This is a genomic window from Vibrio sp. 1151_11 (assembly GCF_029478525.1).
GTDB lineage: Bacteria > Pseudomonadota > Gammaproteobacteria > Enterobacterales > Vibrionaceae > Vibrio > Vibrio anguillarum.
On the sequence record NZ_SHMN01000001.1, the window covers coordinates 414,283 to 433,660 of the forward strand.

15 protein-coding genes are annotated in these 19,378 nt (G+C 43.8%); 6 read left to right on the plus strand and 9 right to left on the minus strand.

The features are described from left to right. The first annotated feature begins 66 nt into the window (after nt 1–66). On the plus strand, nt 67–2,118 hold the full coding sequence (locus EXZ60_RS01605; protein ID WP_277435172.1) for a response regulator: 2,052 nt from the start codon (nt 67–69) through the stop codon (nt 2,116–2,118). Nucleotides 2,119–2,204: 86 nt separating this feature from the next. Here the strand turns inward: EXZ60_RS01605 and cqsA are convergent, their stop codons facing one another. The 3 genes from cqsA to clcA form a co-directional block, all read right to left on the minus strand. Next, entirely contained in the window at nt 2,205–3,386 is a 1,182-nt protein-coding gene (gene cqsA, locus EXZ60_RS01610) for an alpha-hydroxyketone-type quorum-sensing autoinducer synthase (protein WP_222715557.1), read from the minus strand. Between the two features lie 199 nt (nt 3,387–3,585). Then, nucleotides 3,586–4,560 (minus strand): TDT family transporter, encoded by a 975-nt coding sequence (locus EXZ60_RS01615; protein WP_013868491.1) that lies wholly within the window; start codon nt 4,558–4,560, stop codon nt 3,586–3,588. Nucleotides 4,561–4,708: 148 nt separating this feature from the next. Continuing rightward, nucleotides 4,709–6,106, minus strand: a complete 1,398-nt coding sequence (gene clcA, locus EXZ60_RS01620) for a H(+)/Cl(-) exchange transporter ClcA (RefSeq protein WP_013868492.1) — start codon at nt 6,104–6,106, stop codon at nt 4,709–4,711. Nucleotides 6,107–6,598: 492 nt separating this feature from the next. Here clcA and EXZ60_RS01625 point away from each other — a divergent pair, with 492 nt between their 5' ends. Next, complete coding sequence (locus EXZ60_RS01625) at nt 6,599–7,585, plus strand: GTP-binding protein (protein WP_010320211.1); 987 nt, start codon at nt 6,599–6,601, stop codon at nt 7,583–7,585. Between the two features lie 117 nt (nt 7,586–7,702). Here EXZ60_RS01625 and EXZ60_RS01630 read toward each other — a convergent pair whose 3' ends face one another. The 6 genes from EXZ60_RS01630 to ylqF all read right to left on the minus strand — a co-directional run bounded on the left by EXZ60_RS01630 (nt 7,703) and on the right by ylqF (nt 14,505). Further along, a complete protein-coding gene (locus tag EXZ60_RS01630) occupies nt 7,703–8,422 on the minus strand; it encodes an ABC transporter ATP-binding protein (RefSeq protein WP_017045357.1) in 720 nt (239 codons plus the stop codon). After that, nucleotides 8,415–9,698 (minus strand): ABC transporter permease, encoded by a 1,284-nt coding sequence (locus EXZ60_RS01635; protein WP_017046954.1) that lies wholly within the window; start codon nt 9,696–9,698, stop codon nt 8,415–8,417. Before EXZ60_RS01635 ends, EXZ60_RS01630 begins: the two co-directional genes overlap by 8 nt. A gap of 2 nt (nt 9,699–9,700) precedes the next feature. Next, entirely contained in the window at nt 9,701–10,918 is a 1,218-nt protein-coding gene (locus tag EXZ60_RS01640) for an ABC transporter permease (protein WP_277435173.1), read from the minus strand. After that, entirely contained in the window at nt 10,915–12,201 is a 1,287-nt protein-coding gene (locus EXZ60_RS01645) for a TolC family protein (RefSeq protein ID WP_277435174.1), read from the minus strand. The genes EXZ60_RS01640 and EXZ60_RS01645 overlap by 4 nt, the downstream gene beginning before the upstream one ends. Further along, a complete protein-coding gene (locus tag EXZ60_RS01650) occupies nt 12,191–13,336 on the minus strand; it encodes an efflux RND transporter periplasmic adaptor subunit (RefSeq protein WP_277435175.1) in 1,146 nt (381 codons plus the stop codon). Before EXZ60_RS01650 ends, EXZ60_RS01645 begins: the two co-directional genes overlap by 11 nt. Before the next feature lie 224 nt (nt 13,337–13,560). Further along, on the minus strand, nt 13,561–14,505 hold the full coding sequence (gene ylqF / locus EXZ60_RS01655) for a ribosome biogenesis GTPase YlqF (protein WP_277435176.1): 945 nt from the start codon (nt 14,503–14,505) through the stop codon (nt 13,561–13,563). Between the two features lie 508 nt (nt 14,506–15,013). Here ylqF and EXZ60_RS01660 point away from each other — a divergent pair. The 4 genes from EXZ60_RS01660 to EXZ60_RS01675 are packed head-to-tail and all read left to right on the plus strand — an operon-like array spanning nt 15,014 to nt 19,228. Then, complete coding sequence (locus EXZ60_RS01660; RefSeq protein WP_277435177.1) at nt 15,014–15,874, plus strand: DUF4123 domain-containing protein; 861 nt, start codon at nt 15,014–15,016, stop codon at nt 15,872–15,874. 2 nt (nt 15,875–15,876) lie between these two features. Next, entirely contained in the window at nt 15,877–17,778 is a 1,902-nt protein-coding gene (locus tag EXZ60_RS01665) for a lipase (RefSeq protein ID WP_277435178.1), read from the plus strand. Next, nucleotides 17,775–18,497, plus strand: a complete 723-nt coding sequence (locus EXZ60_RS01670; protein ID WP_017042919.1) for a hypothetical protein — start codon at nt 17,775–17,777, stop codon at nt 18,495–18,497. The genes EXZ60_RS01665 and EXZ60_RS01670 overlap by 4 nt, the downstream gene beginning before the upstream one ends. Further along, on the plus strand, nt 18,497–19,228 hold the full coding sequence (locus EXZ60_RS01675; RefSeq protein WP_017042920.1) for a hypothetical protein: 732 nt from the start codon (nt 18,497–18,499) through the stop codon (nt 19,226–19,228). Before EXZ60_RS01670 ends, EXZ60_RS01675 begins: the two co-directional genes overlap by 1 nt. Nucleotides 19,229–19,378: the final 150 nt, after the last annotated feature.

Consider the following 19,378-nt stretch of genomic DNA (forward strand, 5'->3'; position numbering starts at 1 on the left):
TTTAAAAAGACCAGGTTATGCATAATGATGATTATAAAAATGAATATATCAGTTTGGTAAGGTTGCATGGACGTAGTAAAAAAAATATACCAGTACGCTGAGCCGAACCTCACCCTTGTGGGATGGATGGGGTTCATTGGTTTTCCCCTTTATTATTACGTGTGGACTTATCTCTTTCCACAACCTTATGAAAGTATGGAGTTACGGGCGATTTGCGCCATTTTATTTGCGGGGATTATTTTTCGCAATTCAACGCCGAAACATTTACAGCACTACTTACCTTACTATTACTTGTTTTCAATAGGATTTTGTTTGCCATTCTTCTTTGGCTACATGATGCTGATGAACGATTGGTCAACGATCTGGGCGATGTCGTTCATGGCGTCTATTTTCCTCCATATCCTCTTAGTCCACGAAACAAAAGTCATGCTGATTCAAGCCGCCATTGCATTAGCATGTGCTTACTTTGTGACTTATGGCGTAATGGACGCGGAACTGCGAGTGATGGTGGAATGGCCGTACGTACCGATTTTTCTATTTACTTACATTTTTGGTAACCTGTTCTATTTTCGTAACCAAATTGAACATGAAGCGAAGGTGTCGATTGCCAAGTCTTTTGGCGCAGGGATTGCGCATGAAATGAGAAATCCATTAAGTGCGTTAAAAGCGTCAATTGAAGTAATGGGTTCGGTATTGCCCAATCCTACTGCATCCAAATCAGAGTCTTATATGCTACCGTCTAAAGATTTAGATCTGATTGCTGGTCTATTAAGAGATGCTGATGAAGTCATTCGCTCCGGTAATGAGACCATTGATTTGCTGTTAACTTCGATTGATCAAAATAGGGTCTCAACATCGACCTTTAAAAAGCATGCTGTAAAGCCTGTTATAGAAGAGGCACTGCGCAGTTTTTCTTATAAAAGACCAGAAGACAGGCAGGCAGTGACTCTTAAGGTGGTGGATGACTTTGATTTTTTAGGCAGCAGTACACTGTTAAAATACGTGCTCTACAATCTACTCAAGAATGCGTTCTACTATCAAAATAACGATATGTTTAATATCCATATCACCTTGAAATCAAGTGAGAATTGCCACCAAATTACAGTGAAAGACAATGGTGTTGGTATTGAACCTCATTTGCTGGACGATATTTTTAAAGACTTTTATACCTTCGGTAAAAATGGCAGCTATGGTCTGGGGTTACCCTTTTGCCGTAAAGTAATGCATGCTTTTGGAGGGGATATTATCTGCCGTTCTGAACTTGGAGAGTGGACGGAGTTTACTTTAACGTTTCCCGAGTATGATTCGCAAGCCGTCGCTAATATTAAACTCGATCTAATGAAGGCGAAATCTCTGCTTTATATTGGCAAAACGAGCATAGTGAATCGTTATCTCAGTGAGAAATCGTTCTATCTTGGTTTCCAGCTTAATGTCTTAGAGCCTGAGAGTGCTTTGCGTCGAGAAGAGTTTGAATTTGAGTTTGATCTGATCTTTGTGGATCTGCAAACGTTGGATGAAACGCCGGATTACTTAACCAAACTGGAACCTAAACTGCATTTTACACAAGCAAAAGTTTGCTATTTATATGACCAAAATCAGCGTTACGCGCTGACGATGGAGCGTCATTTAACTATTTACCCAATTGAAAAGCACAAATTGTTATTGGATGGATCGGCGATTATTGATGAACTACTCTTTGAAACGGAAGAGCTTATTGCCGATAAAAATGCTATCCCGTTAAAACAATATGATTATGAAAAACGAATTTTGTTGGTCGATGATAACCACTCCTTACGTAGCTTCACCGCTCTGTTGCTAGAAAAGCAAGGGTATGAAGTACTGCAAGCGAGCGATGGGGAATTAGCATTACAAATGTTGGCCAATAATTCAATTGACTTGGTGTTAATGGATATTGAAATGCCGATTATGGATGGTATTTCGGCCACTTTATCTATCCGTTCATCCACCGCTTCTTACAGTAAAGTGCCTATTATTGGGCACACGGGTGACAATAGCCCTTCAACGATAGAAAAAATCCGTACATCAGGAATGAATGATTACGTTTTAAAACCAGCGGATAAAACGCTATTGTTAAAAAAATTAAGTCACTGGATTTAATAACCCTAGGTAAACCCTAGGGTTATTCCTTACCTTATCCTTCTTATTTGAGATTGCACCATTGGTTTAGTATGTCGATGCGTGACTTACTTGAAATAGAGACTGCTATCATTTTGGGCCCTTTCACACACGGTTAATATGGTGTCAATTTGTGAGTCAGTGACATTACTATTTAACGAAAGCCGAATAATGTTTTTATTCTTTGAAGTGGCAGGCCTGCAAAAAACAGCACCAAATATTTGATTCTCTTCTAAATAATCGCGAACTTTTTCTGTATTTCGTTCATCTCCGGTTTCTAGCGCTATGATTTGGGACTCACTTCGTACGCTTAGCCCTATACTATTTAGTCCACGACGCAGTGTGTGTGCATTACGGTGCAACTGAATTCTTTTAGAATCGGCTGATTTGATAATGTCCAATGTCGCTTCTAGCGCTTCGACTTCATAAGGCAAAATAGTTGAGCTAAAAATAGCGGGATAACCCACAAAAGGGATGCAGTGATTCACATTATTATTCGCCCAAATAGCGCCAGCGCGATACGCGAATGTTTTCGCAAGGCTAGCTGTAATAAAGTCAACCTCTGCTGTTAACCCTAATTCACTGACAAGTCCTGCACCTTTTTCGCCATGTGTGCCAAGTGAATGCGACTCATCAACTAAAATGGCGCATCCATACTCTTTGGCGATAGTGACCAAATCGGTGAGTGGTGCAACAGTACCGATAGTGCTGTAAATCGAATCAACCACAATGAGCCCTGGGCCGTGTCGAGCGATCAGTTTTTGCAAATGATCACAATTATTGTGCATGAATGGGTGGATATTGGCATTAGCATAGCGAGCACCTTCCCACATTGACATGTGAGCAAAAAAGTCAATGTAGACGTTACTTTGTGGCCCGCACACGGCTTGCAACAAGGCTGTATTAGCATTCCATCCTGATTGAGAAAGAAGGCAACTATCAAAGCCTACAAATTCTGCAAATTTCGTTTCTAATGAAGGTTTAGACTCTTCATCTTGTAGGAAAATAGCGGACATAAAAACACTATCATGTGTTTTATCGATGGCGTTTTTCAGCCGTGCTTTAATTAATGGATGATCAGCCAAGCTTAAATAATCATTACTTTGTAACACTATGTCGTTTTTTGTTGGTCTTTTCCCTAGGACTAGGTGTTTTCCGTTAGCATTTGCATTAATCAAATCATTGATGAAATAGTCAATTCTAGATTGTATAGAAGCCGGTAGTTCGTGTTTCCACTTACGTGAATTCATGGTTATATCCTTTATATGTTTTTAATTAAATGCCAGCTGACAAAGGATATATTGAATATTAATTTAAAATTGTCACGAGTGAGTTTTTATTATTTTGGCTACTATTGCAAATTAAGGTATAGTGTCTTTTATATTGTTCGTCATTGCCTAGGCTTATCCAGCCCTAATTAATTTTTAATTAAAGATAAATATTAGGTTTTTATTTATTAGCAAATAATTCAGGCCAATACATTTTTATATAACCAATAGAAACCCAAACGACTAAGAAAGTAGCAATAGTCAATTCAAATAACCCAAATTGATGTAACCAGTGCCATTGCGGGTACTGTCCTTCAAAGAAGGTGGTTAAACGATGCATGGCGATAGCACTGATGACAGAAGGGAAGGTCACAGCAGCAATAGACGGTTGAAACTTGAGCCTGAGCAGACGGATATAGCAAAGGTAAATAAGTAGTGTCATGGTGATGGCAATGCCAGCCAGTGCGCCTGTTAATATTGGATCAGGATGAGGGAAGTTGACCAAATACGTCGCGAGGGTGAGGTTAATAGGTGCAGCCATAATCGCGAGTGTTGGGCGTGCGCGTTTAGGTAACATTCCAGCAAACACCAAACGATATAACACTAACGGCAGCATAAAAAAATAGATAGCGATACAGACAGAGACGAGTGTTTCTGAAAAGACAGTGTGGCCAAATTGCGTGCCAGCGAGCGAGCTACTGATTAACCCAACCGGATAAAGAAACCAGCTTGGTACAATATGGCTGATTTTAAAGTTCATGGCCTGAAAACTGAAGAAAAGCAGCATCATGGTGAAGTGCAGCAAGAGCGCGGTAAACCAAATAGGATAAGCAATGAGCGGTGAAATTAAAGCGAGATAATCACTTAAGATCAGTAAAGTCATGCTCATTGGAGCCATCAAGCTACCTGAAAGAGGGTGGCGAATGTCCTCCATGAATGTCTTGAAGCTGGTGAGGTATTTTAGCAAGACAGGCAGCAGTAATAATGCACCGAGCAGTGCCAAATAGGGGCGAATAATGAGACCGACCGAGGGAATATAAAGTGCCCACGCATGCCCGAGGCTGATCACACCTAATGCTAGCGCCGCTTGAGAGGGCGGTGTGCTTTGTACTTGAATTAACCTTTTCCAGTTCAACGATAAACTCCATGTCATCATTTGCTCTAGAAAATGAATAATGTATTTCTAGCAGCCAGCAAACGAGCGCATTATCAAGTTTATCGAGTTGTGGTGCAACATCTCACTTTCTAATTTGTTACTTAGACATAACAATTCGCAGCGGAGTCAATATTCATGAGTCTCACGATTACTCTTTTGGTGGAAGATCTTGTTGTTGCAGCTTGGCATTTTTCAAGGTGCGATGGAGCAACTGACTATAAATGGGTTGGCCGCCAAGTAATTGAGCGAAAATAACCGCGCCAAGGCTAGTAATAATCAGCGGTAAAATTAAATAATAATTATTGGTCATTTCAATAACTAACAAAATACCTGTAATGGGTGCGCGAACCGTTGCGGCAAACAGTGCACCCATGCCTGCAATGGCGAACATTCCTGGGTCAATCGCTAATTGTGGTAACAGTTCTTGCGCAATCAGGCCAAAGGCGTAGCCAAACAGCGTGCCTAATGCCAGCATTGGCGCAAAAATCCCGCCCGGAGCACCAGAACCAAAGCAGATCAAGGTGGTAAAAATACGACCAATGAACAAAAGCAGCAAGATAGCGGCACCGTAGTCACCATTGGTGATATTAGGGATTAGTGAGATGCCACCCCCAGTCAATTCAGGAATATACAATAAAGTTAAGCCAAAACAGCCTCCCAATAGTGAACCCGTGAGTAAATATCGCTTACGATCATTGCGATGAATTCTGGCAAAAATATCTTGTGATAGTGTGATTAAACGGTTGAATAGCACACCGAAAATACCAAACAGTCCCCCAAGCAGCAGAAACAGCCATAGTGAAGCTAGCTCTGGTGCTTGATATTGCGGCATTTGGATCACAGCATGTTGGCCATTAATCACGCGAAAGACGATATTTGCCGCCACCGCAGAGACAATGACGGCACGTACTGAAATGAGGGTATAGCGAAACTGCGGGCGCATCTCCTCTATCACAAACATGATGCCCGCCAGCGGCGCATTAAATGCGGCAGCTAGGCCTCCAGCTGCGCCAGAGGCTAAGAGTGAGTGGCGGGTATCGTCATTTTTGATGCGGAAAATATCCGACACCATTCGGCCAATGGCTCCCCCCATTTGAACCGTGGGCCCTTCACGTCCCAAAACCATACCAGAACCTAAGGCGCCCATACCGCCAAAAAACTTCACTGGCAGTACTCGCCACCAACGAACGGGGCGCATACCATCCATCGCGCCTTCAATTTCAGGAATGCCAGAACCGGCGGCTTCGGGCGCAAACCGGTGTACAAGGAAATAACCGATAAACGCCAACGCTGCACTGATAAGAAAAGCGGCCAACCACAAGGGTAAGATATTACCAATCTCACTTTTTAACCACTCGGTGCGTGTTTCCGAAACCAAGTGCACAGCGGCCTCAAAGTAAGTACCAACAATCCCAGCAAGAATACCGACAATGAGCGAAAGAAAAAGGATTGAGAGTGGTGTTTTGTCCTTAGAGAGAAATTGGTTAATCGTATCTTTTGGAACTTTTGCAAGCAGTGACTGTTTCAATCTCTCTCTTTTGGTCATGTAAAAAAGGGCCTCGATTGGTAAATGTGAACATATTTTGTTACAGAATTATACGCGCCAAAGCCATTAACTATAGCGTCAAAGCTGCAATGTTGATTTCCATATCTGGAAGATGGAGAGATTCTCTACTAAAAACGAGATCTGAGTTTAAAATGAGTTAAAAAAACAGAGATTGAACCTTGCTAAGCCAGCCAAATGAACCATAGTTAAAACGTAAGGCAGATTCAGATATCGTACAGGGAGGAATTCAAGCCTTACCTACAATTTGGATGGAATCAGCAATATTTCAATTCTATGTCCTCGTTTATGATCGGGTTGCATCTATAGTCCTCCCGATTCGCGAACTCACGATTGAGTTACGAGGGGAAAGGCGCGCTCACCGTAGTGCGCCTTTTGTCGTTTATGTACCTCGGCTCATTGTTGCCTGTCTAACTGGCAAACCATGCACTGGCTTCTTATTTCGGTATATACTGCCGCAAAAGGAGTGCTGACATGACAAAAAAAGTACCAACTAACATTATTACCGGTTTTCTTGGTGTAGGAAAAACGACGGCCATTTTGAATTTATTGAAGAATAAACCTGCTGATGAAAAGTGGGCGGTGTTGGTCAATGAGTTTGGAGAAATTGGTATTGATGGGGCGATGATGTCTGACCAAGGCGCGCTGATCAAAGAAGTACCGGGCGGCTGTATGTGCTGCACTGCGGGTGTTCCTATGTCTGTTGGAATTAACGCCTTACTTAGGCAAAAGCCCGATCGTCTATTAATTGAGCCAACAGGGCTTGGGCACCCTAAGCAAGTGGTGGCAACTTTAACTTCTGATCAATATGCACCGTATGTCGATTTAAAAGCCACGATCACTTTAGTGGATCCGCGCAACTTGCGTAATGAAAAATACACATCCAACCAAAATTTTAATGACCAATTGGCCAGTGGTGATGTGGTGATTGGCAATAAAGTGGATCAATGCACTAGTGCTGATGTGGATGCGTTTAATGACTGGGTGACTGATCAATCACCCGCGAAGATTTTTAGCAAGTTAGTCAAGCAAGGTGAGTTGCCTTTAGAATTATTAGATATTGAACGTCTTCACGGCGCAGCTTCTACTCATATTGAAGCGCATCACCATCATCATGCTTCGTTAGAACCACAGTTTGCGTTACAGCCGGGTAAAGCGTTTGTGCGCAAAGAAAATCGGGGCCAAGGTTATTTCAGTTGTGGTTGGTTAATCGGCGCTGAATACCATTTTGATTTTGATGAGCTTTTTTCTATGCTGAGTGCCCTGACCGCTGAGCGTGTTAAGGCGGTCGTCAATACCGATAAAGGATGTTACGCCTTCAACATCAACCAAGGAGTCGTTTCAGTGAATGAGATGAGCTTAGAAGGGTTTGAATCACGCTTAGAAGTGATTGACTCACAGCTCATGCCATGGGATCAACTCGAAGCGGTATTGCTGAAATTGGCGGGTATCTCTCAATAGGATCCAAAGAAAAAACCAACAAAGAAAGAACAAAGAAAAAATGAACTAAGAAAGGCGAACTGGAACGGCTTCGTCTTTCTCGTTCACTTTATAACTTCTTATAATGCGTTGAGCTATTTATGGCTGCCTTGTTGCGTGATCAACGCGTTCATCAGATAAAATCTGCCCATCTTTGATATTCACTATTCTGTGAGTTCGTTTCGCTAATGCGAGATCGTGAGTGACGACAATAAGCGTTCGTCCTTCTTGATGAAGCTCATTGAACAGGGCTTCAATTTCAGCGCCTGATTTTGAATCTAACGCACCTGTCGGTTCGTCAGCTAAGATAATTTGCGGATCATTGACCAACGCGCGCGCAATCGCCACCCGCTGCTTTTGCCCCCCCGAGAGCTGGTTGGGTTTATGCTGCATGCGATCGCCAAGCCCCACTTTTTCTAATAGTGTTGCTGCACGTGCTCGGCGCTCTTTTAATTTTACTCCGCGATAGACCAAGGGTAGGGCGACGTTATCGAGAGCATTAGCGTATTCGAGCAGGTTGAAACTTTGAAAAACAAAGCCAATTTTTTGATTACGAATATGAGCCAATTGATGGCTGCTGAGCGAGGCGACCGCCTTGTCGTCCAACTGATATTCACCCGATGTAGGAACATCCAAGCAACCGAGGATATTCATTAAGGTTGATTTACCCGAGCCTGATGGCCCTAGAATAGAGAGAAATTCGCCTTTTTGAATCGATAGCGAAACACCGTCTAACGCTTTGACCAACTCTTCACCACTGCGATAGTGCTTGCTGATATTGGTCAATTGAACAAGGTTCGGTAAGTTTTGTTTATTCACTTTGTAATGCCTCTAATGGCGTAATGCTAGCCGCGCGATTGGCGGGAAACCACGCGGCAATCACACCGACAATCGCCAGCGCCGCGATCACAAGAAAGACAATCGAAAACGACAGTTCGGGTAAGGGTTTCCCTAATTGCTCAAACAGCATATTGCCTTCTAAGGGAGCGTATCTTAATAAGGTGATCAGCCCGTAAGTGGATCCTAAGCCAGCTAAACCGCCAAGTGACATCGTGAGCAAGGCTTGCACTAAATAATGGAGTTTGATAGTGGTTGGCGTAGCTCCGACGGCCATTCGTACACCGATGTCTCGCGTGGATCGTTTTACCGTGGCGTACATGACATTGGCAATACCAATGCCTGCTACGCCGAGGGTAATAAGCCCAATAATGCCCAAAAAGCCTTGTAGACCGAATAAGAAACGGCGCATGCTTTTTTGCCTCAATAGCATATCTTCGACTTGCAAGAGCTGCGTGTCTGAAGCACTGGCACCGTACTTTCTGGCGATCACTTGCTTAATCACTTGCGCGGCTTTTTCGCGATCAACCGTGGCATTGAGCTGCACATTGATCGCTGCAATCGCTGCGTTGGGGTTAAAACGTTGCCAAGTGCGAAAAGGCACAAATACCGCGTAGTCAATAGGGGTTCCTTGTTCTACCTCTGCACTTGTCTGCGCTATCACGCCGATAACGGTAAAGTTTTCATCACCTATTTTTATCAATTGACCTACAGGGTTTATGCTCAGCGTCTGGGGTTCCAGCCAACTCCAACCATCCTCAGAGTTGAACAATTGCACTGCGGCGTTATAACCGAGTACAACCACTTTACGCTGCTGTTGATTATCGAGCGGGTTGATCCATCGCCCTCCTTTGGCTATCTCAATACCAGTTAAGGACTGATATTCTGGGTTAACCGCTAGTGGGCGCTGCCAGGTGCCATTGTCTTGATTGCTGACGCGTTTATCCCATTGTGCGCTGACTTCAGCGCGTTGGATAAAGGGCAGTGCGCGAACAAGCTCAACATCATCCGCTTGCAAAGAGAGGGCTTTCCCTTCAAAAAAGCGTCCGGCGGTCTGGCTGGCATAACCCCCGGTCACATAGAGTAAATTGCCATTGCCACTTTGTGATGAGCGTGTAAGCCCTTGGCGTAATCCTTCGCCTGTTGCGAGCATGGTGGCGATGCAAAGTGTGCCCCAAGCCACCGCTAAAATAGTGAGTAGCAAGCGCAGTTTTTCGGCCGCCATCTCTTGATAAATTTGCCTGATAGGTAACATCATTATTAAGCCCTCGCACTTAAGGCGATGACGGGGGTGAGATTGGCCGCACGCTTTGCTGGGAAATAAGCAGCCAGCAGTGCAAACAACGTGGTGACGAGCAGTGACCAGCCTAGAGCTGGCACAGTGATGACTGGTTCGCCGAGCCAATCAGGTAAGCCGATGTAATTCAGTAATAGCACCACCAGATAGGAGAGGAGCATTCCGAACACTGCACCTAATACCACTAGCAACCCACCTTCTAAAATAAACTGGCGCAAAATGATCTTCGGTGTTGCGCCAATGGCTAAACGCACACCAATTTCCCGCGTTCTTTCCGTGACAGAAAGGAACATGATATTGGCGACGCCCAAAGCGCCGACCGCAAGCGTCATCGCTCCACTTGCCCCTAAAAATAGTTGTATACCTCGAAACAAGGCATTGAAAAATTGAGCGCCGCTGCTGAAGTCAGGTAGGTTTATGGCCTCAGTATCGCTCGGATCAAAATGTTTCTGTTTGGCGAAGAAAGAGAGGATGTTCATGCGCAATACCGCTGCTGGTATCCCTGCGGCGGGCTGCACAAGGAAAAATTCAGGCTCACTTTGCCAAAGATCAGTAAAAGCGCTGCTTGGGATCATCACTTGGCTGTTTTCATTGTTTATAGAAATGCCCCCTTCTTGCTGCTGAGTAATACCGACAACCGAGAAGGGAATGGTATTGACTTTGATCGTATCACCAATGGATAGCTGACCAACTTGTGCCAACTGCCAACCAACCACCGCAATTCGGGAATGGTTTTGCTGATCGCTGGCGTGAATGCCGCGTGACCCCGCGGTCAGTTGCAAGTTGCGCAATGCTAAAAATTGAGAGTCGATCCCGCTGACGTAACCGGGAAGTGTTCGGCCTTTTACATTCGTGACTTTAGCATCCCATTTCCCGTAGATAACCGATAATGCGCTGATGTTTGGGTGCTGTGCCAAAGCGCGCATTTCCGGCTCGGAGAGGGTGATTGCTCGTCTTGCCGCAAGCCCTTGCCAAGGTTTGGTGGTTTGGCTGGGGAAAGCCATTTGCGTGTTGCTCATTAACAGCGCGAAAGATTGTGTATTGATGCGATAAAATCCTTCGCCCAAGGCGACGAGCACTAAAACCGAAACAATACCCCAAACGATAGCAATGACCGCGAGGGCGCTGCGTAGCCGATGGGCAAGCAGCGTTTGCACGACTTGTTGTAGGCTCGAGATCATGAGTGCAGTGCCTGAGAGAGCGAAGCGATCACGTCATCATCTAACTGCCCAGCGGCTTGCAGCAGGCCAATCCGCTGCTTCCAATATTGGTACAATCGCCGTTGTAAACTATTTTTGCTGTTAAATAGAGCGTTATGGGCGTCAATCAAATCAGAAGCTTCAGTCATTCCTGACTCATAAACCGTTTGCTTACTTTTTAATGCTCGCTCTCGTGAGCGGACTTGCAACTGAGCTATCTCCACTTGTCGCCAATCCAAATGGATTTGGCTAAAGCCACTTTGAATTTTGCGTTTAATCTCGATATCTACCTTGCGCAGTACTTGCTTGGCGCTTAAGACTTGCAGCGCAGCCTGATCGACCGTGGCGCGCGTGGAACCATTCAAATCCAACGGAATTTTTAAGCTTAAACCAGCACTGAGATCCCCATCTCGACCCTGATCATTGTCTTGGTAAGAAACACTGCCAGATAAGGTGGGATAATATTTGGCTTTGGCTGCATCTCGGCCAAATTCAGAAGCGGCGACTTCCTGCTGGGCAGCCAATAACTCAGGGCTGTTATTCTGCGCAAGCTTTAACCATTCAGTTTCGCTGCTGACCTGCATTGGCGGTTCAATGAGGTCGGTCGTTTTAATTTGGTCGATGTGCTGTGGGTCTTGATTGATGAGCGCGATAAGGGCTGACTTTTTCTCTTCTAGAGCGGCTTGCGCACTGAGTATATCGGCTTGCTCATCGACGTGGTTAGCACGCATGTCTTCCAATGCCGTTGATCGAATTTTTCCTGCTTTGTAGCGCTGCTCGGTAATCTTCAGCAGTTTTGCACCTTCTACGAACTTTTGCTCAGCAAGTTGTCGATCGCCTTGTGCGCTGGCGAGATCGAGATAGGCATACAGTAATGTTGCAGCCAGCTCATTATGTGCAGTCTTCACTTTTAATTGTGATGCCACATAGCTTGCTTGAGATTGGTCGAGCTGTGCCCAATTAGCGCTATCCCAAATGGTTTGATTTAATGTGGCACCATAGCCTTTAGTGTTGTTGCCATCGTCATCCCATGAGGTATCCGCGCTGAGACTAAAAGAAGGCAGCAAGGCACTTTTGGTACTTCGGACCTCTGTTTCACTGATTTGAGATTGGATCTGTGCTTGTGAATAAGTAGGGTCAAAAGCTTTTGCGGCTTGCCAAGCTTGTTCAATAGTGATGGCGTGAGCTGAAAAAGTCACCGCGCCACAGAACGTCATTAGCGCGGCTGCTAGCGCATTACGTTGAAAAGGGCGCTTAGTGGTCATCTTTGCCTCCGAATAAACTGTTGTCGATGATCACATCGTCCGCTGATAAACCCGCAATCACTTCCACATTAATGCCATCGGACAAACCTAAGGTTACGGCGCGCACTTGGTAACCTTGTTCTGACTGATCTGGGATCAAGACTTCAGGTTTTTCACCGCTAAATCGTAATGCGCGTTCTGGAATGGTGATGACGTTTTCCACGCTCTTTAATGTGATCTGTGCGGTAGCAGAAAAGCCCGAGCGAATCACCATATTGTCAGGAAAGCGAATCTGGTTAATCTCCACTTCAAATCCATTATCAAAGCTAGTCGTTTTAGTATCACTAGGGTTATTCAACTTATCAGATTGAACCGCAACTTTGCTTAATACGCCGCTGATTTCTGCTTCTGGATACGGTGCTAACGTTAAGTTGACGGCCATCCCTGAGGCGAGTTGCGCCGCATCATGTTCACTGACACTGCCTTTGAAAATCATGTCATTCATATCGGCAATCGACATCATTTCAGTTGCCGCTTGGCTTGAGGCAGTGGAAATGATCGGCTCTCCTACTTCCACTTTTAGGTTTAAAATGGTGCCATCAATGGGGGCGACGAGTGTGGACGTGAGTTTCGAATCGCCAACCGATGCTTCACCGCTGCGGATCAGCTCAAGGTTCTGCCTTTTTTGTTGCACTTCGGCTTGTTTTGATTTTAGCTCTGATTTTGCTTGGATTAGCTCACCGTAGTTTTCCGGCACAATCTTTTGTTCAACTAACTGCAGCAAGTTTGCCAGCGTCTGTTTGGCGGAATCTAAGCTCGCCTCACTTTGCATTAAAGCGGTGGTTGCGTCGGTTAACGCTTGCGGTGTTGGATTTGGACGTACTTTGATCAAAGGCGTGCCCAAGGTAACTTGTTCACCGACCCGATGATAAATTTCACCGACAATCCCCTCAATTTGCGATTTTATAGATACCGAGTGAGCTGGCACGATTTGGCCAACAGCGATTGCCTGTTTGGCAATATTTCCCTGTTCGACCGTCAGAGTGGGGAAAGCCGAGAGAGATTCATTGCTATTGGTAGTTAGGTAATAGCCCCCGCTGATTAAGGCGGCGCTAATTACCGCGATGGCCCAACGCTTTTTCATGAGCAATTCCATATCAAGGAGAAAATAAACAATGGTGGTATGACTTGAGTGTCATCAGAAGGTTCCTTCATGCTATAGAAGTAGCGCATAAAAACCTGTATTGATTTGTCATGATAATGTCAGCTAGAAATAGCAAACAGCATGCAGTTGTCTGTTCTGATGAAAAGGGCGATCATTGACCGCCCTGATGGTAATAGTAGAAATGAGGTGTAGCGTAGAAGGGATCCGAGAGGAATTTAGCGCTTATTACGCAAATAACGTTTACGACGCTCTACTTTTTTGGCTGCTTTTTCCTCGGCTTCTCTGGCCGCTCGTTCTTCCACTTCCACTAACTCTTTGGTGATCATTTCAGGGCGTTCAAGAGTAATTTGGCCGAGAATACCTTGGCGCAATTCATGCAGCAGGATTTCCGACGCTTTGTGTAGATCAATACGGCCACCGGGGCGCAGAGCACCACGTTTGCGGCCAATTTCTTCCATCCATTCCACGTCAGATTGAGGTAGCTCATCGATTTGATAACGCTCTTGCAAACGCTCAGGATAAGCTTGCGCTAAATACTCAACAGTATAAAAGGCTACATCCTCATATTCCATTGCAGTATCTTTTACTGCCCCCGTTGCGGCTAGGCGAAAACCACTGTGCGGGTTTTCCACTTTAGGCCATAAAATTCCCGGAGTATCGGACAGCACAATGCCATTTTGCAAATTGATACGTTGTTGGCGGCGAGTAACGGCGGGTTGGTTACCTGTTTGAGCCACAGCGCGACCGGCTAACGTATTGATGATGGTTGATTTACCTACGTTCGGGATACCCATGATCATGGTGCGAATATTTTTCCCCACTTCTTCACGATGTGGTGCCAACTTACGGCAAAGCTCCATGATCTTATGCACTTCTTGAGGGTTAGACGTGGTTACCGCCATTGCTTTCACCCCTTGTTCTTTCTCAAAATGGTCGATCCACAATTGCGTCATTTCAGGGTCTGCTAGGTCACGTTTATTGAGTACCTTCACACACGGTTTACTACCACGCAAATGGGAGATAAGTGGATTCTCGCTGCTAAACGGGATACGAGCGTCCAACACTTCGATAATCACATCAACTTGCGGAATGACCTCTTCGATCTCCTTACGTGCTTTATGCATGTGTCCCGGAAACCATTGAATTGTGTTGTTAACCATTTGAAAACTGCCTTTTAATGTAAAAATTCTGCTGGTGGAGGAAGAGAGTTTTTATTGATGTTTATGAGAATCATCAACAAGGTTTACTGATAACCACCGCAGTTTTAGATGTGATGATGTTAACATTTAATTGGCGAGGCTGGAATCTAAGCTGTGCGGTGAATTTTACGTGTTCTGCAAAGGTGGAGCGGCTTAGGATTGACGACGCTCGTGCAGTTACATCTCTTGTCGGTGAGAGAGTACTGAGCCGAGCAAAAATTCGGTCAGATCGTGCTTGGTTAAGCAAGTTTTTGCCCAGTGGAGCAATTTATTGCTCAATCAGTCAAAAAGCCAAATTTAACCTATTGAAATATAATAATTTAACACTGGCATTGCTTTTGCTTAGTGAGGCATTACATTATGCGATGTGATTCACGAAAAAGGACCAAACCATGCCAGTCGCTCTTCGAACCATTTCTTACCAAGCGTTATTAAACGCAGAGCAAGCCCATATGCCAGCTGTAAGATTATGCTCTACGCAGGGGAAACCGTCATGATCCTCTCTTGGTTTCAGCAGCAACAAAATCATCGCTATTGGTTAGTTGATCGCAAGCTTCACAAGCAGGCCTTACAGCAAAATGGGGGCTTTGGATTTGAAGAGGCCGTGCCTCTGTTTTATGGTGCAATGTTTACTGAGGTGATGCCACTCTCTCCATGGTTAATCCCTGTTTCTGAATCGGTATTGTCGCTCCCTGAAGCGTTACTTGAACAGGGTATTGGGCTGTCAAGCCATGCCGTGGGTGATGAAGTTTTGCAGCATCTTCGCAGTTTATTAATTGCCGGATTAGAGGGCGAGGAAGTAATGTTTCGCTTTTACGATAGGTCGGTCATTATTGCTATGTTAGCGAGAATGGACCAATCAGAAGTGAACCAGTTTTTGGGCAATATCAATCAATTGGCTGCATTAGATAATGGTGGCCAAGGCCACGATCGAGATCAAGGCCACTTAGTCACGTTTGACAACACCTCGCACGCGCCATTTAATGCTCAGCAAGGTTCTTGGTGGGTGATAAAAGCACATCATCTTGATAAACAAGAGAACTTACCTTTGTTAAAAGCTAACCTTGAATCTTGGTTATGGCAGCATTTCCCCAATGCAATGGACCAGCATCTTACGCAAGGGAGTGATATCGCTTCCATGCTCACACCGTTTCTCTCTGCTGCTGAGCAAACCTTAACGTATCGTGTGATGAGTGCGGCCATCGCGGCGATTATGGGCAACGAATACTTGGCTCAGCCTAGCATGATAGAACTGATCAAAGACAATCAAAATGAAGAGATTAAATACGCTCTGCATGCCTTAAGTCGCCAATTACAACATGAGGGATAATCATGGATTCATTTAACCATTGCGTGCAGTGCAACCCCGAGAAAAACTGGTTGGAACTGGAGTTCATGAGTGAAAACGATGAACCGATTGATGGCCTTGCCGTCACCATTACGAACAAAATTACCTCCAACACACACACGCAAACCACCAGCGCTGGTAAAGTATTATTTGCAAATATTGCCGCAGGTGAATGGCGCGCTTCCGTCAGCCAAGCCTCTTTGTTAAGCGAAGTCGAAAAGTACGCCAGCCGTAAAGAAGGGCAAGAGTCGCCAGTGAAAATCCGTGCATCGGCAGAGCTGGATGCTGCTGAGAAAAACCCGAAACGGTATCACAGCACTACCATAGGTGATTTTTGGGATGAAGCCCCGCAAGATGAGTTTTTGCAAGAGCAGCATAAAGGGATAGATACCAATGCCTCTGCGGAAAAAGCAGGGTTCAGCCTTAGCCACAACCAAAGTTACGTTTTCGAAATCAAAGCACTGCGCAGTTATATGCCAGTGATTATTGATACCGATGAATTTAGTTTGGTGAATAGTTATACCTTTGCGTTGTTATCGAAATTGGCTTATGCGACTGATAAAAAAAGTATTGATCTAAAATCAGAGGCTGACAGTACTGGGAGTATCGAAACAGTTATAAATCAGTTCAAGTCTAGGCAGTTGCCGATACAGTCTGGTAATCAAAAAGTGAGATGGCTTGTCAAGGAAATACCTTACAGCAGAGCGTTGAATTTTAAATACTACGATAACCGCCAGAAACATGCCCAAGGCTATATCCTGTTCAATGAAGAAATAGCTATTGTTTCGGTTAGAGGTACTGAGCCGAGTTTTTACGATAAAGATAGTGCCATTGATCCAAATTCAAAATTCATCATTACTAAAGTGGCTAACGGCATTGACGCTGTACTTAATTCGCCAGGTATAAATGACCTTGTTAAAACAGACTTGGATGCAGCACAAATTGCCCCTAAAGAATTTGGAGGGACTTATATCCATCGGGGGTTCTATCGATATGCTATGGCATTATTAGATATTATGCTGAAAGAATTAGATAAACATGGGGGCAAGAAATTATATTTTTGTGGTCATAGTTTAGGTGGTGCAGGGGCACTGCTGTTAAGTGCGCTAACTAAAGACGCCTATAATTCTTCACAGCTACGCTTATACACTTACGGAATGCCACGTACAGGAACACGCAGTTTTGTTACTCGGTATCAGGATATTCTGCATTATCGTCATGTTAATAACCATGATGGAGTTGCTCAAATCCCCATGACATGGGCAAATACCGATCTTACAGAGGGGCTAGATAAATCGGATGTGTTTAGTAGTGGTATAACATTGATTAAGAAAATGCTCACCGATAACGACGATGATAATTATCTGCACCATGGTCATTTATCGCAGCTACTGACTTATCAAAAACCAGATCAGATTCTATTAACACCCAGACAAACACAAGTGACGATGTTAGATATGGCAAAATTAGCCACTAATGATTCTGTCTCGCTGGTAAATAATTTGTCCGAAGTATCGATTGCTGAGCACGGTATGGATCATTATGTACCTAACTTATGGCAACAGCTTCTTGCTTTAAGTAATGAAAGTTTAATGACGCATTATCAAAAAGCGATATCAGCTCTCGATCAAGAAATTGCTACTTTACAGCAAAATTATCTCACCGTTAAACAAACTTGGGCTCGTTCTATCGGAGATGGCACTCCTGCTATGGGAATTGGACGTTTGATGAGCGAGATGAATTCTATAAATAGGTTAATAGATAACCGTAATCAGATTAGAGGTGAACTAAAGCAGATAGTCTCTGACCCTCAGCGTTTACCTTTAGCAAAACTATTAATAGCGCAGCAAACATTACCTGATGAAATTAAGGAACAACTGCAATGAAGTTATTGAATAGCCTCACAAGAAAAAAAAGAATATCAGTTATTATATTATTCATTGTATTCGTTTTTCTCGGTTTTGATTACTATCAAAGTACTCAGCCGAATATTTGGGGCGATGAACCTGATGAATCCTATATTACTATATCAGGCAAAAAGCCTATCGATACTAAAATAGATGCTTGGGTTGGATGGGGAGCAAGTGGAAGCAACTGTAAGGCGCGTACGTTCAGTTTTTCTAATGTGAAATGGTCAAAAGGGGCAAATGTAGATTTACATATCACCTATGATTTTTCTGCGGATCCCAACCGATATGAATTGAGAATTCCCTACCAGAAATATTATGACGCATTAAACTGTGATGTTACTCTTGGGGATATTATAGTTCAGGCATATAACGCTTTCGATACTGTTGGTTTCGCTCAATTAAGAATTTATAGTCCAAATTCAGCTGACGACAAATTTTTACCATTTAGTTCTTTGATTGAAGCAAAGGATTGCAATGGCGATATATTTAAAAGTATAAGAAAAGAGTGGGCAGGGGCCATTGGTTGTCATTTTTATGTCGATGGAAAGAAAAAAACTAAAGATGAAGAATTTAACGCTTACACCGTCTATTACGATTTCTCGAAATTTAATAACGACACTGTGATTCATTACGATATTTTAGCCGGTGAGAATTACCGCTCTGAGCCGTTAGATAAAGAGAAAGGGCCGCAATAGTGATATTTATCGCTAATGCCAACAGGAAAAAACGAATATCAATTGTTGTATTATTCATTGTATTAGTTTTTCTTGGATACGATTATTACCAAAGCATTCAACCGAATATTTGGGGCGATGAACCTGATGAACCCTATATTACGATCACAGGTAAAAAACCAACCGATGCTCACATAGTTGCATGGGCTGCATTTTGGGTAACGGGCGATGAATGTAAAACCTATTCCTATGATATGTTTGGCCGTAAAGCGCACAAGGGAGGGAAAATTGATAAAAAATATACCTATGATTATTCAGATGAACCAAACCGCTATGAATTGCGTTTACCTTATAAATCCGTAGTAGATAGTAATCAGTGTACGGTTGCCTTAAGAGATGTTTCTATTCATGTGTACAACGATTTTGATGAAAATGGTTTTGCTGAATTGCGAATTTATTCTCCAACAAATAGCTATGATAAGGCGATTGATATTAATTCAATCGTACAAGCAAAGGAATGTAATGCCAAAATTTGGCAATGGGCAAGCAAAGATAGATGGTCAGGAGCTATGACTTGTTTTTATTTCGTAAATGATATAATTAAAATCAAGGAACCAGAATCAAACGCCTACACCGTCTACTACGATTTCTCGAAATTCAATAACGACACCGTGATTCATTACGATATTTTAGCCGGTGAAAATTACCGCTCTGAGCCGTTAGTGCAAGAACAAGCTGCTGTGGTGCAGTAATTAGGCATAACGTCAGACTTTAATTGCGATCTTCCCAAACTGCGGCAGGTTTGTGTGAAGCCAAACGTTGTTTATTCAAATGGTTACATTTAAACTCGTTGCAACATCCTTATCGGTTACCCTACCAAGAATAGAAGGCTCGTGCTAACA